The following is a 21069-nucleotide window of genomic DNA, read 5'->3' on the forward strand; positions in this document are numbered from 1 at the left end:
TAAAATCCCGGTTCCAGCCCGGAGTAAATCAGGATTTTTTGCGATATACTTTGCAATATTTCCATAAGGCAATCATTTATTTGACTGCTGATATTCCATAAAAAGGTTGGGCGTGAAAAAAAACTTTCTCCATTTGATCCCTGTGGCCGGCTTGTACCTGGTCCTTGCCGGTTGTGGCGGCGGCGGCTCCACAGAGGGCGGCAATTCGTCCGGCAGTATTGGTCCATCGGCCGGCCAGCCTGCGACGCCGGGCAGCCAGCCTGGCACCCCGCCGGGCGGCCAGCCTGGCACTCCGCCGGGCGACCAGACAGGACCGCTGACCGGCGTCAGCGCCGCGCTGGTGGGGGGCGATGCCCAATACGCCAGCACCGAGGAAGTCATGCAGGCCGCGCTGACACTGATTTCGGGCCAGGCGGCCAAGTACGGTGAAGTCAAGCAGGCCCTCTTCAAACTCAACCCGGACGGCACCCGCAGCAGTTCCAGCGTCGGCCTGATCGACTGGGACCCAAGCCAGGATTCCTCGATCTTTGGCGTGAAGGACAGCTCGCGCAACCACGTCATCCTGCCATCCAACTGGAACTACGGCAGCAAGTCGGGTGGCAGCAATGCGACCCTGGCGGTTGCGGGCTTTACCTTGGATGGCAAGGCGCGCTATTCCGCTTTCGGCGGCAATCCGCTGGGCGTGCCGGGCAATGCAAACATGGACCAGTTCATGCTCAATGTCGTGTCCTGGCTGACTGCGCGTACCGACCTGGCCAACCTGAAAGTCGTTAGCGCCCATCTTCCCGGCACTGAAACCTACTGGTTCCCGCATGAGAAAAAAGTGCGCGACTGGTTCTTTGCCAAGTCTCCCACCGCCACCGTCAATGGCCTGGCGGCCGGCGCAACACAGAAAGACAATGTGTGCGACGGCGCGGCGCTGGCCGGCTGCCTGCAGAACGCTGACCTGCTGGTGATTGGCCGCGAGCAGGGGCCGGGCGCTTACGACGGCGCGGCTGTCATGCAAGCAGTGAGCGATGCCCAGAAGCGCGGCATTCCAGTGCTGTACCTGCACCACTATCGCGACGACGACGACCTGTCGGCCCGCATGCTGAATTACTTTGGCCTCAGCCAGCAAACCAACTACTGGGCGCGCCAGGGCCAGTTGTCGTTCGATCCCGCGGCCTTGCCTGCCGTTTCGCCGCAGCTGTCGAAATTCCAGGCGCTGCTCAATCGCCTGAACAAGAATAGCTTCAGCACTAGCTGGAGCGGATGCACCAAGGACGGCCGCATTGACTGCTCGAAAGACAGCGCTTACATGGCCGAATTCGGCAATCCGGTAAGCGATGTGCAGGAGATGATCCAGAGCCTGGACGACCCCGATGCTCCGCTGTTTGCGCAAGCCGGCTACCAGATGGAGAAGCTGCTGGTCCTGCTGGGCGACAAGTACCGTGCGGCCCTGTCGTACCCGATGACCAGGACGGACAACCGCCAGGACTTTTTCCGCGGCCTGTTCTCCGACATGACGGTGATGAACAACCGCAGCTTCACCAGCGTGGCGAAGAACCTGGGCAACTTCTCGGATATGTTCCCGGCTGCTACCCCGACCATTTCCAGCACTGTCACCACGGGCCTGCCGGCCAGCGGCAGCAAGCAATACATGACGGGCCTGTACGTCATGCCCGGCACCAAAGTGACGCTGACCCGAACCGACGGCGGCGGCAACTCGGTACGTTTCGGTGTGAACATGTTGCGCGACACCACCCGCATCTTCAACACCTATGACCGTCCATCGCAAATCAGCTCGCAACGCTTCGCGCTGAAAGCAAACAAGCCGGTGACGATCACCAGCCCGTACGGCGGCCCGTTGATCCTGTTCATCGATGCACCGAAGGCAGGCGAGCAGTCGGTCAGCGTGAAGGTGGACGGCGTGATCACGCATCCGGTCCTGCGCGACGCCTACGACGCGGTACAAGTGGCGAACTTCCGGGATGCCGTCAATACCACGCCAACCAGTTGGGTCGCCTTTACCACCGACACCCTGACGGTTCAGTCGCAGAAGGACAAGTTCAAGCAGACCATCGCCAACTACCAGGGCAATATGTCGCGACTGGCGGACTACACGTTCAAGTACACCATCAAGGATACCTACGAGCTGGCCGGCTTCAACGCATCGAGCGGCTTCCTTGGCCTGGCGCCAAGCGCCAAGGCCAAGTGCGACAGCCTGGGTTGGGATTGCACCGGCACGCAGCATCGCCGCGACACCATGCAGAACGTGATCGTTGATGCGCATGCGGCGTGCGGCAATGGCTGCTCGGGCAATCCTTACGACCAGGATTGGCCATTCGATCCGCTTGGCTTTGGCGAATCGCACGAGATTGGCCACAATCTCCAGGTTGGCCGAATGAAGATCTACGACGACCGCTCAACCGAGGTGTCGAACAACATCTTCCCGACACATAAGATGATCATGTTCAACCAGACGCCTGCCGGCCAGGCTGCACCGCTCAAGGTGCGCACGAATACCGGTTCCGCCGTATTCGCGTCCATGAAGGCGGCGCTGGCTGCGGCTGATCCATTCAATGCCATGTACACGAGCACCTGGTCCGATGCGAGCTATGCGGCGAACAATTCGGCACGCATCATGTTCTATCGCCAGCTGGTGGAGTACGCGCACTACTACAACAGCAGTTACGTCGACGGCTGGGAGTTGTTCACCCTGCAGTATCTGTTGGACCGCAATATAAGCGCTAACTCGGGCAAATGGGCCAGCGTGGCAGCCAGCTATGGCTTTGGCACCTACACCAGTTACCCATCCGATATGGACGGCAACGACTTCATGCTGATCTCGAGCTCCTTCCTGATTGGCCGCGACATGCGTCCGATGTTCAGGTTGTGGGGTATTACGGTCAGTGCCGCTGCGGAAACCCAGGTGGCGGCCTACAACTTGCCGGCGGCTGCGCAACTGTTCTTCCCGATGAATGACCTGGTCAGCTCGGGAAGCGGGGTCGGACAGCCGGTCACCATGAACGCGGCTGCCAGCTATCCTGCCGGCTATTGAGGTACAGCCGGGGCTTGTTGAAATGGCAAGCCCCGGCAAACCACAGTTCCAGGCTGTTGCTTGTTCCATCTTATGGACGATTGGCCAACTTCTAAGGTAAAATCGCAGGTTGAGGGCGCAAAGGAGCGGTTTTGTTGCGCAATGCAGTGTCCGATTTCAACTGATTAAAGCCCACACCATGAAAAAAATCTTCGCACTCCTCGCGCTGACCGCAGTTGCGCAGGCAGCCGTAGCCGCGGACATCGTCGGCGACGCCAAGAACGCAAAAGGCAAGATCGAGATGTGCATCGGTTGCCACGCAATTCCAGGTTACAAAGCGACTTTCCCCGAAGTTTTCCAGGTGCCGATGATCGGCGGCCAATCTGCCAAATACATTGAAAATGCGCTCAAGGGCTACCAGAAGGGTGAGCGTAAGCACCCGAGCATGAAGGGTATCGCTGTCAGCCTGTCCGACCAGGACATCGCCGACATCGCCGCGTTCTACTCCCAGCAGAAATAAGGCCCTGAACCATGAAAAAACTGATTATTGCTCTGTTCTGCTCCGCAGTCTCGTTCAGCGCCCTGGCTGGCGGCAACATCGAAAATGGCAAGGCCCTGACTGAAAAATACAGCTGCGCCGCCTGCCACGGCAAGGACTACAACTCGCCGATCGACCCGAGCTACCCTAAGCTGGCCGGCCAGCACAAGGACTACCTGCAGCACGCACTGACCGCCTACAAGCGCGGCGACGCACCGAACGGCCGCTCCAACGCAATCATGACCGGCCAGGTCAAGCCGCTGACCAACAAGGACATCCAGGACATCGCCGCCTACCTGCACTCGCTGCCAGGTTCGCTGGTCCTGAAGCGCTGAACCGGCGCTGCCGGAAGAAAAGCCCGCCATGTGCGGGCTTTTTGTATTTTTAACCCATACTTGCCGGTTTTCGTCACACCGGCAAACCGCGCATTCCTGCCGCTGCTAAGCTTTCTCCAACTTATTCGGGGGAGACAATGGCTTACAAGCTCAATATCAATGGCGCCCCGCGCACGGCCGACGTCGAGGGCGATACGCCGCTGCTGTGGGTGTTGCGCGACACGCTGGGGCTGACCGGCACCAAGTACGGTTGCGGCGCCGGTGCTTGCGGCGCTTGTACTGTGCACATCGATGGGCAAGTGGTGCGCAGCTGCGTGATGCCGGTCAGCGCGGTCGGCAAGGGCAAGGTGCGCACCATCGAGGCGCTGTCGCCGGACCGCTCGCACGCTTTGCAGCAGGCCTGGATTGCGGAGCAGGTGCCGCAGTGCGGCTACTGCCAGTCGGGCATGCTGATGGCGGCCGCGGCGCTGCTGAAAACGCATCCCAAGCCGAGCGATACGCAGATCGAGGAAGCCATGACCAACCTGTGCCGCTGCGGCACTTATCCGCGCGTGCGGCGCGCAATCAGGCGAGCGGCAGGCATGCCATTGGAGGAGCCGGCATGAGCAATCGTCGCGATTTCCTGAAGACGCTGGCGGCCGGCGGCTTGCTGGTTGCCGTCGGCCCCGGTGCCGTTGCTGCCGGCGCCGCCGCGCCGCCGCCGGCGACCGCGCCGGTTCCGCCGCCACCGGGGTGGGTGCGCATTGCGCCGGACGGCAGCGTCACCATCCTGTCCAACACCAGCGAGATCGGGCAGGGCACCGGCACCGCCATCGCGCAATTGCTGGCCGATGAAATGGACCTGGACTGGACAACCGTACGCATCGAGATGGCGCCGGTCGAAAAGCAGTTCATCAATCCTGGCTGGGGCGAGTACGCCACCTACGGCAGCGGCGGCGTGGCACGCCAGTTCCCGCAATTGCGCAAGGCCGGCGCCCAGGCGCGCGCCATGCTGCTGGGCGCGGCGGCAGCGAAATGGAAGGTTCCCGCCGCCGAATGCGACAGCCACGCCGGCGCCGTGCTGCACAAGCCCACCGGCCGCAGGCTGCCCTACGCCAAACTGGTGCGGCAGGCGGCAACCCAGCCTGTACCGGCCGATCCGCCATTGATGCCCAGGGAGCGCTGGCGCCATATGGGCAAGGACGTGGCCCGCCTCGACTTGCCGGCCAAGACCGATGGCAGCGCGCTGTACGGCATCGATGTGAAAGTGCCCGGCATGCTGCATGCCGCGATCCTGCAATGCCCGCACTTCGGCGGAAAGCTGGCGGCCGTCGATCCGCAGCCTGCACTGGCCAGGCGCGGCGTGAAAAAGGTGGTGCGCCTGCCCGATGCCGTGGCAGTCGTGGCCGACAGCTATTGGCGCGCGCAGCAAGCGCTCAATGCCCTCAAGCCGGAATGGGATCTTGCCGCTGCCAGCAAGCACTCCAGCGCTCCGTACCGCGCGCTGCTGCACGAGGCGGTGCAGGAAGGGGGCGAGCTGGCGGTGCCGCGCAACGGCAAGGCCGAAGACATCAGCGCCGCCCACCAGGCGGGCGCGGCCAGGGCTATCACCTGGCTGGAGCGCACCTACACCGTCCCGCTGCTGGCGCACGCCACGATGGAACCGATGAACGGCACCGCCAGCGTCAAGGATGGCAAGGCGGAGCTGTGGCTGCCAACGCAGGCGCAGGACACTGCCCGCACCTTTGTATCCAAGGCGCTCGGCATGGCGCCGGAAGCGGTCACCATCCACACCACGCTCAGCGGCGGCGGCTTCGGCCGTCGTATCGAAGCCGATTTCGCAGTGCAGGCAGCCTTGATCGCCAGGGAAGCCGGCGTGCCGGTCAAGCTGCTGTGGAGCCGCGAAGAAGACATGCGCCATGGCTACCATCGCCCGGCAGCGGTGTTGCGCCTGCGCGCGGGGCTGGACGCCGCAGGCGCGGTGACCGCCATGAGTTTGGACAGCGCAAGCGATACCTTGTTCAGCTACTCGCGCTTCGGTGCGGACAAGGAATACAGCAAGCCGTTCGACCGCAGCGCAGTCGGCGTGCTGCTCACCCGCAATTACAGCGTACCCGGCTTCGTCCACCGGACCCACACCATCGATGCCGGCGTGCCGCTGGGCTACTGGCGGTCAGTGGCGGCATCGCAGAACCTGTTTGCGACCGAGTGCTTCATGGACGAACTGGCGCGACAGGCCGGGCACGACCCGCTCGACTACCGGCGCAGCCTGATGAAGCCCGGCAGCCGCGAACGCGCCGTGCTGGACCGGCTGGAAGCGCGTTCCGGCTGGCGCGGCGTCCTGCCGGCGGGCCATCACCGCGGCATGGCCTTCACCTGGGCCAATGGCACCTATATCGGGCAGGTGGTCGAGCTGTCGGTCGATGCGGCATCGCGCGTCAAGCTGCACCGCGTCACCACGGTGCTCGATTGCGGCATCACGCTCAACCCGCGCAATGTGCGGGGGCAGGTGGAGGGCGGCATCATTTTCGCTTTGACAGCGGCCTTCTACGGCGAGATCACGGTCAGGGATGGCGCGGTGGAGCAGTCGAACTTCACTGATTACAAGCTGTTGTCGCTGGCCGAAACCCCGGCGCTCGACGTCGCCATCGTCGACAGCAGCGAGGCCCCTGGCGGCGTCGGTGAGGAGGCGGTCGGCCCGCTGGCGCCGGCGCTGGCCAATGCCCTGTTCGCAGCGACCGGCAAACGCTTTACCGATTTGCCTTTGCTCAAAGCGGGGCTGCGCCTGCAATGATTGGATAGTTTCTATGTGGCATCCATGGTCTATGCTGAAGCAAACCAAGATGCCTGGAGGAAATTAACATGGAAACTTCGACAATCTACGTCAGCCATGCGCTGCCCCAGCGGGGCTTGTTGCGGCGCGTCGACAAGGCGCTGGGCCGGGTGGGCGGGCTTCCAGCCAGCGTGCGCCAGGCCAGCCAGCATATGGTGGCGCTTGAGCTGCGCGACGATGCCTTTTGCTGGCCGTGCGTATTGCAGGGCGTGGGCAGCCGGGCCGCGCTGGCGGGGCTGGCGCTGCGGCTGGCATCGGCATTTGAGTCGAGCCACGCTATCGTCGCGCCGCACGGCGGGCCGGGTGCCGGCGCGGCGTGGGACGACTTCACGGCCGACGCGACGCTGCCCGAAATGCTGGCGCACCTGGAAACGTGCGCCGGCTCCTGCATCTATCTGCTGCCGGACGGCCACCTGGCTGCGCCGCCCGATGCCCGCCTGGCGCGCGGTTATTGCGTGTTCCGCAAGCCGGCATAAATATTTGCTGCGTTGCGATTTTTGGATAGTTTCCGAGCAGAACTAGTGGTCTATGATGGCCATATCAAGAAATCGCGGAGGTGCCGAAAGATGGTGTACTTGCTTACTGCATTGCTGGCCGGTGTGGCAGTGCTGATGCTGTGCCTGATCGCCCGCCTGGGACGCAAATCGCAAGCCTTGCTGGCGGCCACGCTGCCATGGCTGATCAATGTTGTCCCGGCGCTGCTGGTCGGTTCCGACCACCTTGCGCGTTCGGTGATTTTCGCGGCAGTGGCCAGCCCGCTGGTGTTCGGCCTGATCTGGCATATGCCTATCGTGCGCGTGGACGAGGCTTAAATCCTGCGCTTGACCGCTTCCACGTAGGCGGCGCCGTCCGGCGGTACGCCGCGGCGCTGCGAATTCCAGATCATCTCGCCCAGGCATTCCATGATTTCATGGTGCGCCGCGTGTTCGGTGCCGAGCTTGCGCGCCAGGCCCACGAAAGCTTCGCGGATGCCGCGCGGCTGGTCGATCGACAACTGCTCGGTGATCGACAGGTGCATCGACAGGTGCAGGAAGGGATTGGCCTCGCTGCCATCGACCGAGTAGTCGCGCGCAATGGCGGCTTCCACATCCTTCAGCTGGTCGTGATACTCGGGGTGCGCCATGATCCAGTCGCGGGCGATGAGCTCGATCGGATCCATGATTTCGTTGGCGTTGGCTTTGCGGTAGACGTCGCAGAAGAAGCGGCGTACGTCGTGGGAAGACGGGGTAAACATCCGGCCATTGTACCTTGCAGCGGGACGGTGTACCCTGCAACTCCTTTTTGCTGCTCTTTTGATAATGCCAGACTTCCTGCCGTTTTTGTTCGTCGAACAGGCGCTGTATGAGGGCGCGCCCAAAGTGCCTGCCGCCATCGTATTGCCGGTGAAGGTCGACGGCATCGATTGTTACGCGCAGCTCGACACCGGCGCGCCCGGCGCCGTGATCTGGCACAGCAAAAGCAAGGGCGACACCCCGCGCAAGGAGGTGGCAGTCGAACTGGCCGGGATGCGCCGGCTCGCCAAAGCGGATGCGGCCAGCCTGGCCTTGCTGGAGCAGGGCCGCTGCGCCACCGGCTTGATTGCGACTGTCGGCAACGAGTTTTTTGAGCAGGGCACGCTGGAGCTGGACCTGGCCGGAGCCCGCTATCGCTGGCAGCAAGGGGCTGCTTTGCAAGGTGCGCCGGACGCGCAAGCCATGCGCTACGTGCGCTGGGGCGGGCCGGGCGGCCACCCTTTGGTGACGGTGCGCGTGGCCGGCGGTGCGCCGCAGGCGGCGCTGCTCGATACCGGGTCGGCGGCCTTCGGCATCAACGGCCATTCGGCGCAGGCCTGGGCCGGGCTGACCGGCGGCTTGCGGCTGCATGGCGAGCAGCGCTTTTCCGCCAATTCCTGGGGCAGGCAAATGCCTTGTGTGATGGGGACGGTGCCGCGCACGCTGGAAATTGGCGACAGCATCAAGCTGTCCAGCTTCGCCGGGGCCTATTGCGAGGGCCTGGGCTTCAAGCCGGACGAGGCGCTGGCCGGCGTAATCGGCCTGCACCATTTGCTGGGGAAGGTGCTGCTGATCGACTACGTGTCGCAGCGCTGGGCGGTACGGCAGCCGTAAAAAAAGCCGCCCTTGCGGGCAGCTCTTTCATTCCTTGGTCACCAGTTCCGTATCCGGCGGCGTCACCACTGGCTGCTGCGGCTTGTCGCCGCTGCGCTGTCCACGCTGGCCGTGCGGCTGGCGCAGGTAGCGCGAGGAGTGGCGGCGGTCGCCATGCGCGGGCCAGGTCAGGAAGCGCGATAGCTCCTGCAAGGCACGCTGGTAGACTTCGCGCTTGAATTCAATCACCACGTCCAGCGGAACCCAGTAATCGTGCCAGCGCCAGGCGTCGAATTCAGGATGGTCGGTCAAGCGCAGGTTCACGTCATTGTCGCGCGCGCACATGCGCAACAGGAACCAGATCTGCTTCTGGCCACGGTAATGGCCGCGGATTTCCCGCTTGATGAAGTGGTCTGGCACCTCGTAGCGCAACCAGTCGCGCGTGCGGCCGATAATCTTGACGTGCTCCGGACGCAGTCCGATTTCCTCTTCGAGCTCGCGATACATCGCTTGCTCCGGCGTTTCACCATACTTGATCCCGCCTTGCGGGAACTGCCACGAGTGCTCGCGCACCCGTTTGCCCCACCACACCTCGTTATGCGAGTTGAGCAGGATGATGCCGACGTTGGGGCGGAACCCTTCACGATCGAGCATATTGCACCTCAAACTTTCTGTGGCCGAGGCGTCCTCTTATATTTTTGACTACAAATCCAACTGCAATAGCGCTCTTTGTATAAAGTTTGGACGCATCGGGCCAGCTAATCCTTTAAAATTAGGTTGATTATAACTCTCTCTTTTTAAAAAGAATTCACCGATATGCGTGCATCCCGCTTTTTTATTTCAACCCTCAAGGAAGCTCCATCTGACGCGGAAATCGTCAGCCACCAGTTGATGATGCGCGCGGGCATGATCAAACGCCTCGGTTCCGGCATTTATACCTATATGCCAATGGGCCTGAAAGTGATCCGAAAAGTCGAGGCAATCGTTCGTGAAGAAATGAATAATGCCGGCGCTATTGAGCTGCTGATGCCCCTGGTGCAGCCGGCGGAACTGTGGCAGGAAACCGGGCGCTGGGACAAGATGGGCCCGGAGCTGCTGCGCGTAAAAGACCGCCACGGCCGCGACTTTGCCATCCAGCCGACTTCCGAAGAAGTGATTACCGATGTGGTGCGTAGCGAGATTAAATCCTACCGCCAGATTCCGTTGAATTTTTACCACATCCAGACCAAATTCCGCGATGAGCGCCGCCCGCGCTTCGGCCTGATGCGCGGCCGCGAGTTCACCATGAAGGATGCCTATTCCTTCGACCGCGACCTGGAAGGCATGCAAAAGTCGTACAAAATCATGTTCGACGCCTATACCCGCATCTTTACCCGCTTCGGCCTGAAGTTCCGCGCTGTGGCAGCCGATAACGGCGCCATCGGCGGCACCGGTTCGCATGAATTCCACGTGATCGCCTCCACCGGCGAAGACGCGCTGGTGTACTGCCCGACCTCCGACTACGCGGCCAATATGGAAGCGGCGGAAGCGGTGGCCACCGGCGCCCGCGCTGCGGCCGGCGCTGCGCTGGCCAAGACTTCGACCCCGAAGGCTGCCAAGTGCGAAGACGTGGCCAAGCTGCTGGGCATCGACCTGAAGCAGACCGTCAAGACCATCGCCCTGACGTCGGAGAAGGAAGACGGCACCAAGCAGCACTTCATGCTGCTGCTGCGCGGCGACCATGAACTGAACGAAATCAAGGCCAGCAAGGTGCCGGGCCTGGCGCAGAACCGCTTCTCGACCGAAGCGGAAATCCTGGAAGTCTACGGCTGCAAGCCTGGCTACCTGGGCCCGATCGGCACCAAGGGTCCGGTGACCGTGGTGGCTGACCGCATCGTGGCGCTGATGTCGGACTTCGTGACCGGCGCCAATGAAGTGGACTTCCACTTCACCGGCGCCAACTGGGGCCGTGACGTCGCCGAACCTGCCGTCGTGGCCGACCTGCGCAACGTGGTGGAAGGCGACGCTTCGCCGGACGGCAAGGGCGTGCTGGCGATCGAGCGCGGCATCGAAGTGGGCCACGTATTCCAGCTGGGCACCGCTTACTCCGAATCGATGCAGGCCACCTTCCTGGACGAAAACCAGAAGCCGGCCCCGCTGCAGATGGGCTGCTACGGCATCGGCATCACCCGTATCCTGGGCGCCGCCATCGAGCAGAACTTCGACGACAAGGGCATCATCTGGCCGGCCTCCCTGGCGCCGTTCGAACTGGTGCTGTGCCCGATGGGCATGGACCGCTCGGAACTGGTGAAAGCCGAGACCGAGAAGCTGTACAACGCGGCGCTGGAAGCCGGCATCGACGTCATCCTGGATGACCGCGGCCAGCGTCCGGGCGCCATGTTCGCCGACTGGGAACTGATCGGCGTGCCGCACCGCGTGGTGATCGGCGATCGAGGCCTGAAGGAAGGCAACCTGGAATACCAGGGCCGCCGCGATACCGAGGCGACAGCCGTTCCTGTGGCCGACGCCCTGGCCTTCATCAAGGGCAAAATCCAGAAGTGATTGCGATGGCTGTGCGATCGCCAAAGCAGGGACGTGAACGCCGCCGCTGGTGGGCGCGTCCCTTGCGCTGGTGGCATACGCTGGCATTCGCCAGCGGCGTGCTGTGCGCGCCGTTCGGCTTTGCCGGCAACCAGAAAGAGGAAGCGCTGGCCGACGGCGTGCGGGTGGCGCTGTCCAACGCCATCATGGATGCCCGTCCTCCCAAGCCGGTGCTGCTCACCCCCGCCGACCGCGCGCAGTACGACGCCTGGTACGGCGCCATGTCGGACCGCCTGAAGCGCAAGCTGCCGGACGAATTCACGCGCCGCGAATTCCTCGAAACCGCCTGGTACGAGGCGCGCCGCGCCGGGCTGGACCCGGGCATGGTGCTGGGACTGATCCAGGTTGAATCGGCCTACCGCAAATACGCGGTGTCGATTGTCGGCGCGCGCGGCTATATGCAGGTGATGCCGTTCTGGACCAATGTGATCGGCGACCGCGACCGCTCGAAGCTGTTCAATATGCAGACCAACCTGCGCTACGGCTGCTCGATCCTGCGCATGTATATCGACATGGAGCAGGGCAACCTGTATCTCGCCCTGGGCCGCTACAACGGCAGCCGCGGCAAGCCGGAATATCCGAACGCGGTGCTGGCGGCGTGGAATAAATGGAAGCTGTAAGCGCCGTGCGCCGCCTGGCCGCGCTCCTGGCCTTGGCGGCTTGCGCGGCACCGTCGCTGGCGCTGGCATGCAAGAGCGATCCTCCCGGCGAGGAGGATGCCAACACCATCTGCCAGGAACACTATCCGGCCGATGCGCCGCGCTTCGAGGACTATCCGGTCAAGCCATATACCGGCCCGGTAGCGGCCGTGCGCTGGCGGGCGGACCCGCAGGCGCGCCTGTACCGTACCATGTTGAAGAACTCGACGCAGGACCAGCGTCCGAATTTTGCCGGCCATTTCATCGTGGCGCACTGGGGCTGCGGCAGCAGTTGCGTGATGAACAAAATCATCGATGCCCGCACTGGCAAGGTATTTCATCCGGCCGGCGTCGAAACCAATGTGGTCATGAATATCGATGGCCCGCTGTTCGATGACGGCGGAATGCTGCGCTATCGCGCCGACAGCCGCCTGTTCATCCTGATCGGCGATCCGGAGGAGGACGAAAAACGGCGCGGCATTTCGTTCTTTGAATGGACCGGCACCCGCATGAAGCTGCTGCGCCGCGTCAAAGTTCCGGCCGCGTGACATTCCGTGCATAGGTGCGGGGGCGATGGCGCTTGCACTTTGCGCCTTCCCAGCATACGCAGGTTCGCATCCATGCAAATCAACAAATTCATAATTTCCCTGGCTTTCCTGGCCTTGGCCGGCAATGCTGCGGCAATGTCCTGTGACCAGCAGCTTGGCAAGGCAAAGGCCGCCGAATTGGTCAAGCAATGCAAGAACGTCTCTCCCGCTACGCGCCCACCGTGCAATGCAGCCAACAGCTGTGAACTGATCACGGATGAAATCAAGCGCGGCTGCAAGATCCTGGGCGATGATGCGCCCGCGTATTGCCCGCCTGCGCCGACTGTACTCGTGAAAGGCAAGCTGGTTGACGGCGGCGGCAATGACGACATGTCGGTGACGATCCTGTCCGAGCAAGGCAAAAAGATCAGGGCTTACTGCGTTGGCCAGTGCGGCGACTGGTTCGTCGAAGCGGCCGGCGGCGAATACCAGGCGCTGAACCCGAAGCTGAAAGGCAAACCTGTCACGGCTACCATCGCCACCGAGCGTAATGCCGGTCGCATTGCCGGGCCGGGCGACGATGAACGCTTCAAGTTCGTCAAGAGCATCGCATTCATCAAATAGATCGCGGCAGCAGCAGCGCGCTGGCGGTGACCATCGTGAACAGCAGGGCGCCCAGCGGCAGCAAGCCGTGATGCAGGAAGGGCGCCACCAGTTGCGTGGCGGCGGCAACGCAGGCAAAGGCGAGGAACATCAGCAGGCCCGCGCCTTTGCCGGCATCATCCCCGGCCGCATGCAGGGCGCCGCCCATGGTGGCGGGACCACGCAATCCAAGACCTGCGCAGAACAGGGCCGCCAGCACGGCCAGTACGACCAGGCCGTGCATGCCGGTCAGGCCCGCCAGCGCCATCCCCATCAAGCCGGCACCGGCCAGGAACTGCAGCAGCGTCCCGCTGCGCACCAGCCATTGCTGGCCAAGCCGTTTCACCAGCCGCACCGCAGCCGTGGCGCCGGCCATGAAGGCCAGCACGCCGCAAATCTGCAGGATGGCGAAAGCTTCGATGCCGAGGCCGAGCGCGTGCGTGACCAGCACCGGTGCGCTGGCGACATACATCAGCAGGGCGCCGAACATCAGGGCGTAGCTCATGGCGTAGCGCAGGTAGAGCCGGTTGCGCAGCAGCGGGGCATAGCCGCGCCGGGTGGGCGCCGCTGCCGGGGAGGCGTGCGGAGCACGGCCGACGATGCGTGCCACCAGCGGCAGCAGCAACAGCGACATGGCGGCGATCAGCCAGAACGTGGTGCGCCAGTCGGCGTACAGCACGATTGCCGCGCCGGCGACCGGCCCCAGTGCGGGAATGGTGGATTCTGCCATGGCAACCATGGCCAGCGCCTTGACTGCGTCGGCCTCGTTGAAGCGCCGGCGTATCAGCGCGGGAACCGCCACGGTGGCCGCACCGGCACCCAGCCCTTGCAGCAAGCGGCCCGCCAGCATCCAGTCGATCCCCGGCGCCAGTGCGCAAACCAGGCTGCCGCCGCCCAGCAGGGCGGTGCCGGCCATGATGGTGCGGCGGTCGCCGCAATGATCGGCCGCCCAGCCCCAGGCCAGCTGCGACAAGGCCAGCGCTGCCATGAACAGCGCCATGGTCGCCTGTGAGGACGGAATCGAAGCCCCAAGTTCCGCCGCCATGACAGGAATCGCCGGCAGGTACAGGTCCGAGGCCAGCAAGCCCAATGCTGTCAGGCTGGCAAGTGGAATGGCGAGGCGGTGCAGTGCTTGCATGGCGGCGCTTCCGGTAGCGGGCAGGGGCGGGAAGGTGTGCTGGTGTGGAGGCACAAAAAATAAAAGCCCCGAGCGCTTGGCGTCGGGGCTCCTCGAATGGCTGCAACAGCCAGAAGCAGCTTATTTCAGGTGGTCGGAAATCAGCTTGGTCATTTCAAACATGGAAACCTGGGCTTTGCCGCCGAAGACAGCTTTCAGCTTGTCGTCCGCATTGATCATGCGGCGGTTTGCGGCGTCCTGCAGGTTCAGTTTCTTGATGTAGTCCCAGACTTTCTTGGTCACTTCGGTGCGCGGCAGCGGTGCGGAACCGACTACGGCGGACAGTGCGCTCGATGGCGTCATCGCCTTCATGAAGGCTGCGTTAGGTTTACGTGCGGCTGGTGCTGCTGCTTTCTTTGCTGCTGGCTTGGCTGCTGCCTTGGCCGGCGCAGCTTTTTTGGCTGCTGGCTTGGCGGCGGCTTTCTTTGCTGCTGGTGCTGCTTTCTTGGCTGTTGCCATATTCGAGCCTCCTTAACAAACAAATGGATAATTGCGCAATACTATCGCACGGCTAATATTGGCGGGGGTTTGCAGCTTGTGCAAGTGTTTTTGTGGGTTTTTTAGGGGAAACAAGACTTAAACACAAAAAAAGCCGCCCGAAGGCGGCTTTTTGCGGCTTGGCGGGGCTTAGCGCATGCCCGGCATCATGCCTTTCATCGAGCGCATCATCTTCATCATGCCGCCGCCCGAGAGCTTTTTCATCATGGTCTGCATCTGTTCGAACTGGGCCAGCATGCGGTTTACTTCCTGCACCTGGACGCCGGCGCCGGCTGCGATGCGGCGCTTGCGGGCCGCCTTGATCAGTTCCGGCTTGGCGCGCTCCTTCGGCGTCATCGAGTCGATGATGCCGACCATGCGGCGCACCTGCTTTTCGGCCTGGTCCATATTGGCGCCGGCTGCCGCCTGCTGGAACTGGGCCGGCAGCTTGTCGAGCAGGCCGGACATGCCGCCCATTTTCTTCATCTGCGCCAGTTGCGCCTTGAAGTCGTTCATGTCGAACCTGCCGCCCGACTTGACCTTGGCTGCCAGCTCGGCCGCCGCCTTGGCGTCGACGTTCTTCTGCGCTTCCTCGACCAGGGCCAGGATGTCGCCCATGCCCAGGATACGGTTGGCCATGCGCTGCGGGTCGAAGGCTTCCAGGCCGTCCAGCTTTTCCGACACGCCGGCAAACTTGATCGGCTTGCCGGTAATGTGGCGCACCGACAGCGCCGCACCGCCGCGCGAATCGCCATCGAGCTTGGTCAGCACCACGCCGGTCAGCGGCAGCGCGTCATTGAAGGCCTTGGCGGTATTGATCGCGTCCTGGCCCAGCATGGCGTCGACCACGAACAGGGTTTCGATCGGCTTGACCGCGCCGTGCACGGCGGCGATCTCTTTCATCATCTCTTCGTCGATACCGAGGCGGCCGGCGGTGTCGATGATCAGCACTTCATGGTGGTGCTTCTTGGCCCAGTCCAGCGCGGCCAGCGCGATGTCGACCGGCTTGTCCTGCGCGGTGGAGGGGAAGAAATCGGCGCCGACCTGGCTGGTCACCGATTGCAGCTGGGCGATAGCGGCAGGACGATAAACGTCGGCCGATACGGTCAGCACTTTCTTTTTCTTTTGCTCTTTCAGGTACTTGGCCAGCTTGCCGACGGTGGTGGTTTTACCCACGCCCTGCAAGCCCGCCATCAGGATGATGGCCGGCGGCTGTTGGGCAAAGGAGAGCTGCGAGGCTTCCGCGCCCAGGTCCGCGCCCATCAGGGCGCCCAGTTCGCGCTGCACCACGCCGACCAGGGCCTGGCCCGGGGTCAGCGAGGAAATCACTTCTTCGCCGAGGGCTTTTTCCTTGACCTTGGCGATGAATTCGCGCACGGCCGGCAGGGCGACGTCGGCTTCGAGCAGCGCCATGCGCACTTCGCGCAGCATTTCGGCGGTGTTGGCTTCGGTCAGGCGGGCCTCGCCGCGCATCGTCTTGACGACTTTGGCAAGGCGCGTAGTCAGGTTGTCTAGCATTGGTGGCCTACTAATAAAGAGTGGTGCGATATGCGGAAAATCCCGCCATTCTACCTTAGTAGCCGGCGTCGGCGGCAGGCGCGGACGGTGACCGCCGGTCTCTCACAAAATGTCACTATCGTGCACAAATTTGCGAAATAAACAAAGTTTCTTCTTGACAAGACATGCGGCCTCCATGCATCTTGTTCATAAATTAATTTTATGGATGAACTTGTGCAAACGCTGGCCGTTCCAGAGCTGATCAATATTCTCGCGCCCGGCCGGCGGCGCGCACTGCGCCATTGGCGCCCCGCGGCGCTGCTGCTGGCGGCATGCATCGCGCTGTACGGCGGATGGCAGCTGGCGCGCCCCGCTGTCGTCAACCAGTTGGCCGCGGCCTTTTCGCCGGCGCTGGAAGACCAGCTGGGGCAGGGCATGCTGCGGCAGTTGGAGATGCAGGCGCTCAAGCCGAGCGAACTGGCGGAGACGCACCGGGCCCGCATCAGCGCGGCCTTCACCAGCCTGCAGGCGCCGCATGAGGGAGCGCCGCGGCATCGCCTGCTGTTTCGCAGCAGCCGGCTCGGCGCGGCTGCCTTCACGCTGCCTTCGGGCGACATCATCCTGACCGACAGCCTGGTGCTGGCGCTGCCCGACGATGGCGCAGTGCTGGCGGTGCTGGCGCATGAACTCGGCCACCAGCAGCAGCGCCACATGCTGCGCCGTCTGGCGCAGGAAGCCATGCTGCCGGCCGCGGTCGGCGTGGTGCTGGGCGATACCAGCTGGCTCGCTGCCAGCATGGCGGCGCGTGCGCCGCACCTGGAGTGGCCCCAGCAGGCCGAAATCGAAGCCGATAAATATGCCGCCGACCTGCTGGAACATAACGGCTTGTCCTTGCGCCTGCTGACCGAAGTGCAGGAAGCGCTCAGCGGCGCCAGCGGCACGGCCGGCGCCGAGCGCGCCTACCTCGCAATCCATGCGCCGTGCGCGGAACGGCTGGCGCAACAGCTCGAACGCAGCGCGCTTTAAGCGACCCTGCCTTCAATGTATGATGGGCGCGCGGCCGCGCAGGCCAACTATTCACTGAGGAGACCTGGATGAAACTGAAAAGTATCGGCAAGGCGCTAGCCTTCGCGGCGCTGGTGTTGGCTGGGAGCGCGCAGGCGCAGGAAGTGGTGCGGCTCGGGAACCTGAAGTTTGCCCACTACGGCGCCGTGTCGTATATCAAGGAGATCGCACCGAAGTGCGGCATCAAGGTCGAAGAGCGGGTGTTTGCCAAGGGCCTGGACGTGATGTCGGCGGTACTGGCAGGTGAATTGGACGTGGGGGCGACGGCTTCCGAAGCGGCGATTTCCGGCCGCGCCGGCGGTGCGCCGATCTACGTGGTGGCCGGCTTTGCCAAGGGCGGCGCGCGCCTGGTGGGCCGCAGCGACCTGAATCTCAAATCGGTCAAGGACCTGAAGGGCAGGAAAGTCGGCGTGACGCGCGGCGGCATCCAGGAAGTGCTGCTGCTGGCCGAACTGCAGCAGGCCGGCCTGACGGTCTCCGAGCAGCCGGGCAAGGACGTGCAGACTGTGCTGCTGGCCTATGCGGACCTGAACCAGGCCCTGCTCGGCAAGCATATCGACGCCATGATGCAGTCGGAGCCGCAATCCTCGCAGGCCATCAACAAGGGCTACGGCAGCGAGATCCTGAAGCCCTACAACACCCCGATCGGCGAGCCGATCCGGACCATGGTGATGACCGAGAAGTTCTACAAGGAGCGCCGCCCGGTGGCCGAGAAATTCATGCGCTGCTTCGTGGAGGCGACCAAGACCTTCATCGACCAGCCGGCCACCGCCGAAAAATACGTGCGCGAGACCGTGTTCAAGGGCCAGATCAGCAACGACGATTTCCAGGACGCGATCGGCAATTCGCCCTATTCGTATGACGTGACGCCGGAACACATCCAGGTCACCACCGACACCATGGTCAAGACGGGCGTCGGCAAGATGGCCAAGCCGCCGGTCGCCAAGGACTGGGTCAAGACCGACCTGCTGGAGCAGGCCAAGAAATCGCTGGGCGTCAAATGAAGGTCGCATGGCGCGACGTCGCGGTCGGCCTGGTGGTGCCGGCGGCGCTGGTGCTGCTCTGGCATGTCGTGACTTACCGCGGCTGGGTCAACCCGCAAGCCCTGCCGTCGCCGGAGGCGGTGGCGCGCAAGTGGGTGGAATACCTGCTGCCGCTGCAACCGTATGACGGCAACGGCAGCCGGCTGGCGTGGGCCTTCTCGGGCGAATTGATCCACGATGCGATCGGCAGCATGTACCGCGTGCTGCTTGGTTTCGCCATCGGCGGCGGGCTGGCGCTGCCGCTGGGCCTTGCCATGGGCGCCAGCGCCCACGCCTACCGCCTGTTCAATGTGCTGGTGCAGATCATCCGCCCGGTGCCGCCGATCGCCTACATCCCGCTGTCGATGCTGTGGTTCGGGCTGGGCAACCCGCCGGCCATCTTCCTGATTTCGCTGGGCGCCTTCTTCCCGGTGCTGATCAACACCATCGCCGGCGTACGCCAGGTCGACGGCATCTACCTGCGCGCGGCACGCAACCTGGGCGCCGCCGGCCCCACCATGTTCCTGCGCGTGATCCTGCCGGCGGCCGTGCCTTCGATCCTGGCCGGCGTGCGCATCGGCATCGGCACCGCCTTCATCGTGGTGATCGTGGCGGAAATGGTGGCGGTGAACAATGGCCTGGGCTTCCGCATCAGCGAGGCGCGCGAGTACTTCTGGTCGGACAAGATCATTGCCGGCATGATCAGCATCGGCCTGCTGGGCCTGGCGATCGACGTCGCCATGGACCGCCTGAACAACCACCTGCTGCGCTGGCATCGCGGCCTGGAGAGCTGAATGAGCGCTGCACATATCGAAGTCAAAGGCGTCAGCAAGGTATTCGGCACCTCGGTGGTGGCGCTGCAGGACATCAACCTGGAGATCCCGCGCGGCCAGTTCGTCTGCCTGCTGGGGCCTTCGGGCTGCGGCAAGTCGACGCTGCTGAACGCCATCGCCGGCTTTTCGCCGCCCACCAGGGGCAGCATCGTCGCCGACGGCAAGCAGGTAGCCGAGCCGGGACCGGAGCGCGGCATGGTGTTCCAGGAGTACGCGCTGTTCCCGTGGATGACGGTGGCCGACAACGTGGCCTTCGGCCTGGAGATCAAGGGCCTGCCGAAGGCGCAGATCGCGGCTACCGTGGAGCAGCTGCTGAAGACTCTGTCGCTGCAGGACTTCCGCCACCGCTTCCCGAAAGACCTGTCGGGCGGCATGCGGCAGCGGGTCGCGATTGCGCGCGTGCTGGCGCTCGATTCGCCGATCATGTTGATGGATGAACCATTCGGCGCGCTCGATGCGCTGACCCGGCGCGACCTGCAGGACGAGCTGCTGCGTATCTGGGACGAGCAGAAAAAGACCATCATCTTCGTCACCCACAGTATCGAGGAGGCGATTTACCTGGCCGACCGCATCGTGGTCATGACTTACCGCCCCGGCACGGTCAAGCGCGACATCCTGGTCGACCTGCCGCGCCTGCGCGACCCGTCGGCCCCGGAATTCAATGCCTTGAAGCGCGAGCTGGGGCAGTTGGTGATGGAAGAACAACAACGCCACCATAACGACGAGTTGCGCGCAGCCGCTGTGGATTGACGGCAGTGTTAAACTTACTGGATGCAAACTTACTTCCTGCTCGCAGCAACGCTGCTTTACCTGATTTGTGGTTTCCTCCCGTCGCGTAAATCCGTGCCTATCGCCGCACTGACGGCCGGCGCGTGGCTGCTGCACGGCGCCGCGCTGTGGGTCGACGTGATGGTGCCCGGCTCGCTGCGCATCGGTTTTGCCACCATGCTGTCGTCGGCGCTGTGGATTTCGGTCGGCGCCTACTGGCTGGAGAACCAGAACTTCCCGCTGGACGGCCTGCGCCGTATCGTGATGCCGGTGGCCGCCCTGGCGGTGGCTTTGCAGGCCGGCTTCCCCGGCGCGCTGATCCCGACCGCCGGCCGCTCCACCATGCTGGGCTGGCACATCGCCATCGCCACGCTGGCCTACAGTACGCTGACCATCGCCGCTTTCCACGCCGTGCTGATGGCGCTGCAGGAGTCGCGCCTGCATACCCGCAGCGACAGCCCGGGCTTTTTCGCCGCGGCGCTGGACCAGCTGCCGGCCCTGCTGACCATGGAAAAGCTGCTGTTCCGCCTGATCGGCTTCGGCTTCGTGCTGCTTAGCCTGACGGTCCTGTCGGGCATTGTGTTCAGCGAAGAATTGTTTGGCCGGGCGCTGAAGTGGGACCATAAATCGGTCTTCACCCTGCTGTCCTGGGTCCTGTTTGCCGCCTTGCTGGCCGGCCGTCATTTCCGCGGCTGGCGCGGCAAGACCGCCCTCAGCTTCACGCTGGCGGGATTCGCGACCCTGCTGCTGGCCTATGTCGGCAGCCGTTTTGTCCTGGAAGTGGTTTTACATCGAGGTTTGGCATGACACGAATCCTGTTCTGGCTGGCGCTGGTGTTCCTGGTCATCGCCGCCATCCGCAGCAAATTGCGCAAGATGAGCGGCCCGCAGCAAGGCGGCCCGGCGCCGGCGCCGCAGCAGCCGCGTGCGGCCGACCCGCAGCAGGCTGAGAAGATGCTGCAATGCGCCCACTGCGGCGTGCATTTCCCGGCCTCCGAAAACGTCCCGGCCAATGGCCGCGACTACTGCTGCGCGGCGCACGCCCCGCATTAAGCC

The 21069-nt window shown here is 63.5% G+C and carries 23 protein-coding genes; 18 read left to right on the plus strand and 5 right to left on the minus strand.

The features are described from left to right. Positions 1-112: 112 nt before the first annotated feature. The 7 genes from ASD07_RS10575 (at position 113) to ASD07_RS10605 (ending at position 7516) form a co-directional block, all read left to right on the plus strand. On the plus strand, positions 113-3040 hold the full coding sequence (locus ASD07_RS10575; protein WP_156397964.1) for an ImpA family metalloprotease: 2928 nt from the start codon (positions 113-115) through the stop codon (positions 3038-3040). A 178-nt stretch (positions 3041-3218) separates the two neighbouring features. Further along, a complete protein-coding gene (locus ASD07_RS10580) occupies positions 3219-3539 on the plus strand; it encodes a cytochrome c (RefSeq protein ID WP_055929173.1) in 321 nt (106 codons plus the stop codon). A gap of 11 nt (positions 3540-3550) precedes the next feature. Further along, complete coding sequence (locus ASD07_RS10585) at positions 3551-3892, plus strand: cytochrome c (protein ID WP_055929177.1); 342 nt, start codon at positions 3551-3553, stop codon at positions 3890-3892. Positions 3893-4029: 137 nt separating this feature from the next. Next, positions 4030-4497, plus strand: coding sequence for a (2Fe-2S)-binding protein (locus ASD07_RS10590; RefSeq protein ID WP_055929180.1), 468 nt, complete (start codon positions 4030-4032; stop codon positions 4495-4497). Continuing rightward, positions 4494-6665 (plus strand): molybdopterin cofactor-binding domain-containing protein, encoded by a 2172-nt coding sequence (locus ASD07_RS10595; protein WP_055929183.1) that lies wholly within the window; start codon positions 4494-4496, stop codon positions 6663-6665. Before ASD07_RS10590 ends, ASD07_RS10595 begins: the two co-directional genes overlap by 4 nt. Positions 6666-6733: 68 nt before the next feature. Continuing rightward, positions 6734-7180, plus strand: coding sequence for a hypothetical protein (locus ASD07_RS10600; RefSeq protein WP_055929186.1), 447 nt, complete (start codon positions 6734-6736; stop codon positions 7178-7180). 90 nt (positions 7181-7270) lie between these two features. Then, entirely contained in the window at positions 7271-7516 is a 246-nt protein-coding gene (locus ASD07_RS10605; RefSeq protein WP_055929189.1) for a hypothetical protein, read from the plus strand. Here ASD07_RS10605 and ASD07_RS10610 read toward each other — a convergent pair. Then, on the minus strand, positions 7513-7938 hold the full coding sequence (locus tag ASD07_RS10610) for a DUF1841 family protein (protein ID WP_055929191.1): 426 nt from the start codon (positions 7936-7938) through the stop codon (positions 7513-7515). The genes ASD07_RS10605 and ASD07_RS10610 overlap by 4 nt on opposite strands. A gap of 64 nt (positions 7939-8002) precedes the next feature. Between ASD07_RS10610 and ASD07_RS10615 the strand changes: the two genes are divergently transcribed. Further along, positions 8003-8809, plus strand: coding sequence for a hypothetical protein (locus tag ASD07_RS10615; RefSeq protein ID WP_055929194.1), 807 nt, complete (start codon positions 8003-8005; stop codon positions 8807-8809). A gap of 27 nt (positions 8810-8836) precedes the next feature. Here ASD07_RS10615 and ASD07_RS10620 read toward each other — a convergent pair whose 3' ends face one another. Continuing rightward, positions 8837-9442 carry an RNA pyrophosphohydrolase gene (locus ASD07_RS10620; RefSeq protein ID WP_055929197.1) on the minus strand — a complete coding sequence of 202 codons (606 nt, stop codon included), beginning with the start codon at positions 9440-9442 and terminating at the stop codon, positions 8837-8839. 162 nt (positions 9443-9604) lie between these two features. Between ASD07_RS10620 and ASD07_RS10625 the strand changes: the two genes are divergently transcribed. The 4 genes from ASD07_RS10625 (at position 9605) to ASD07_RS31395 (ending at position 13157) form a co-directional block, all read left to right on the plus strand. Further along, positions 9605-11329, plus strand: a complete 1725-nt coding sequence (locus ASD07_RS10625; protein ID WP_055929201.1) for a proline--tRNA ligase — start codon at positions 9605-9607, stop codon at positions 11327-11329. A gap of 5 nt (positions 11330-11334) precedes the next feature. Continuing rightward, positions 11335-11988, plus strand: coding sequence for a lytic transglycosylase domain-containing protein (locus ASD07_RS10630; RefSeq protein WP_082507255.1), 654 nt, complete (start codon positions 11335-11337; stop codon positions 11986-11988). Further along, positions 11976-12554 (plus strand): hypothetical protein, encoded by a 579-nt coding sequence (locus ASD07_RS10635; protein WP_055929208.1) that lies wholly within the window; start codon positions 11976-11978, stop codon positions 12552-12554. The genes ASD07_RS10630 and ASD07_RS10635 overlap by 13 nt, the downstream gene beginning before the upstream one ends. A 72-nt stretch (positions 12555-12626) precedes the next feature. Then, positions 12627-13157, plus strand: coding sequence for a hypothetical protein (locus tag ASD07_RS31395; protein ID WP_055929211.1), 531 nt, complete (start codon positions 12627-12629; stop codon positions 13155-13157). Here the strand turns inward: ASD07_RS31395 and ASD07_RS10645 are convergent. The 3 genes from ASD07_RS10645 to ffh all read right to left on the minus strand — a co-directional run bounded on the left by ASD07_RS10645 (position 13150) and on the right by ffh (position 16347). After that, on the minus strand, positions 13150-14313 hold the full coding sequence (locus tag ASD07_RS10645) for an MFS transporter (RefSeq protein WP_055929214.1): 1164 nt from the start codon (positions 14311-14313) through the stop codon (positions 13150-13152). The genes ASD07_RS31395 and ASD07_RS10645 overlap by 8 nt on opposite strands. A 120-nt stretch (positions 14314-14433) precedes the next feature. After that, a complete protein-coding gene (locus ASD07_RS10650; RefSeq protein WP_055929217.1) occupies positions 14434-14811 on the minus strand; it encodes an SWIB/MDM2 domain-containing protein in 378 nt (125 codons plus the stop codon). A 168-nt stretch (positions 14812-14979) separates the two neighbouring features. Beyond that, the gene (gene ffh, locus ASD07_RS10655; protein WP_055929220.1) at positions 14980-16347 is read right to left on the minus strand and encodes a signal recognition particle protein; all 1368 of its coding nucleotides are present in this window, start codon (positions 16345-16347) and stop codon (positions 14980-14982) included. Between the two features lie 201 nt (positions 16348-16548). On the opposite strand from ffh, the gene ASD07_RS10660 reads away from it, so the two are divergent. From ASD07_RS10660 to ASD07_RS10685, 6 genes are all read left to right on the plus strand, one after another. Beyond that, on the plus strand, positions 16549-17352 hold the full coding sequence (locus ASD07_RS10660; protein ID WP_055929223.1) for a M48 family metallopeptidase: 804 nt from the start codon (positions 16549-16551) through the stop codon (positions 17350-17352). 68 nt (positions 17353-17420) lie between these two features. Next, the gene (locus tag ASD07_RS10665) at positions 17421-18395 is read left to right on the plus strand and encodes an ABC transporter substrate-binding protein (protein ID WP_055929226.1); all 975 of its coding nucleotides are present in this window, start codon (positions 17421-17423) and stop codon (positions 18393-18395) included. Beyond that, entirely contained in the window at positions 18392-19207 is an 816-nt protein-coding gene (locus ASD07_RS10670) for an ABC transporter permease (protein ID WP_055929229.1), read from the plus strand. Before ASD07_RS10665 ends, ASD07_RS10670 begins: the two co-directional genes overlap by 4 nt. Next, positions 19208-19996, plus strand: coding sequence for an ABC transporter ATP-binding protein (locus tag ASD07_RS10675; RefSeq protein ID WP_055929232.1), 789 nt, complete (start codon positions 19208-19210; stop codon positions 19994-19996). A gap of 21 nt (positions 19997-20017) precedes the next feature. Further along, positions 20018-20821: an inner membrane protein YpjD gene (locus tag ASD07_RS10680; protein WP_055929235.1), complete on the plus strand. Its 804-nt coding sequence runs from the start codon at positions 20018-20020 to the stop codon at positions 20819-20821. Continuing rightward, on the plus strand, positions 20818-21066 hold the full coding sequence (locus ASD07_RS10685) for a PP0621 family protein (RefSeq protein ID WP_055929238.1): 249 nt from the start codon (positions 20818-20820) through the stop codon (positions 21064-21066). Before ASD07_RS10680 ends, ASD07_RS10685 begins: the two co-directional genes overlap by 4 nt. The last annotated feature ends 3 nt before the right edge of the window (positions 21067-21069 follow it).

The sequence above is a fragment of the Duganella sp. Root336D2 genome (assembly GCF_001425005.1).
In the GTDB taxonomy this organism is placed as follows: Bacteria; Pseudomonadota; Gammaproteobacteria; order Burkholderiales; family Burkholderiaceae_D; genus Rugamonas.

Coding starts and splice junctions, on each gene's coding strand:
- ASD07_RS10600 (WP_055929186.1), top strand. CDS start 6,734: ATGGAAACTTCGACAATCTACGTCAGCCATGCGCTGCCCCAGCGGGGC.
- ASD07_RS10595 (WP_055929183.1), top strand. CDS start 4,494: ATGAGCAATCGTCGCGATTTCCTGAAGACGCTGGCGGCCGGCGGCTTG.
- ffh (WP_055929220.1), bottom strand. CDS start 16,347: ATGCTAGACAACCTGACTACGCGCCTTGCCAAAGTCGTCAAGACGATG.
- ASD07_RS10650 (WP_055929217.1), bottom strand. CDS start 14,811: ATGGCAACAGCCAAGAAAGCAGCACCAGCAGCAAAGAAAGCCGCCGCC.
- ASD07_RS10605 (WP_055929189.1), top strand. CDS start 7,271: ATGGTGTACTTGCTTACTGCATTGCTGGCCGGTGTGGCAGTGCTGATG.
- ASD07_RS10660 (WP_055929223.1), top strand. CDS start 16,549: ATGGATGAACTTGTGCAAACGCTGGCCGTTCCAGAGCTGATCAATATT.
- ASD07_RS10585 (WP_055929177.1), top strand. CDS start 3,551: ATGAAAAAACTGATTATTGCTCTGTTCTGCTCCGCAGTCTCGTTCAGC.
- ASD07_RS10665 (WP_055929226.1), top strand. CDS start 17,421: ATGAAACTGAAAAGTATCGGCAAGGCGCTAGCCTTCGCGGCGCTGGTG.
- ASD07_RS10670 (WP_055929229.1), top strand. CDS start 18,392: ATGAAGGTCGCATGGCGCGACGTCGCGGTCGGCCTGGTGGTGCCGGCG.
- ASD07_RS10685 (WP_055929238.1), top strand. CDS start 20,818: ATGACACGAATCCTGTTCTGGCTGGCGCTGGTGTTCCTGGTCATCGCC.
- ASD07_RS10675 (WP_055929232.1), top strand. CDS start 19,208: ATGAGCGCTGCACATATCGAAGTCAAAGGCGTCAGCAAGGTATTCGGC.
- ASD07_RS31395 (WP_055929211.1), top strand. CDS start 12,627: ATGCAAATCAACAAATTCATAATTTCCCTGGCTTTCCTGGCCTTGGCC.
- ASD07_RS10580 (WP_055929173.1), top strand. CDS start 3,219: ATGAAAAAAATCTTCGCACTCCTCGCGCTGACCGCAGTTGCGCAGGCA.
- ASD07_RS10645 (WP_055929214.1), bottom strand. CDS start 14,313: ATGCAAGCACTGCACCGCCTCGCCATTCCACTTGCCAGCCTGACAGCA.
- ASD07_RS10590 (WP_055929180.1), top strand. CDS start 4,030: ATGGCTTACAAGCTCAATATCAATGGCGCCCCGCGCACGGCCGACGTC.
- ASD07_RS10620 (WP_055929197.1), bottom strand. CDS start 9,442: ATGCTCGATCGTGAAGGGTTCCGCCCCAACGTCGGCATCATCCTGCTC.
- ASD07_RS10610 (WP_055929191.1), bottom strand. CDS start 7,938: ATGTTTACCCCGTCTTCCCACGACGTACGCCGCTTCTTCTGCGACGTC.
- ASD07_RS10630 (WP_082507255.1), top strand. CDS start 11,335: ATGGCTGTGCGATCGCCAAAGCAGGGACGTGAACGCCGCCGCTGGTGG.
- ASD07_RS10680 (WP_055929235.1), top strand. CDS start 20,018: ATGCAAACTTACTTCCTGCTCGCAGCAACGCTGCTTTACCTGATTTGT.
- ASD07_RS10635 (WP_055929208.1), top strand. CDS start 11,976: ATGGAAGCTGTAAGCGCCGTGCGCCGCCTGGCCGCGCTCCTGGCCTTG.
- ASD07_RS10625 (WP_055929201.1), top strand. CDS start 9,605: ATGCGTGCATCCCGCTTTTTTATTTCAACCCTCAAGGAAGCTCCATCT.
- ASD07_RS10615 (WP_055929194.1), top strand. CDS start 8,003: ATGCCAGACTTCCTGCCGTTTTTGTTCGTCGAACAGGCGCTGTATGAG.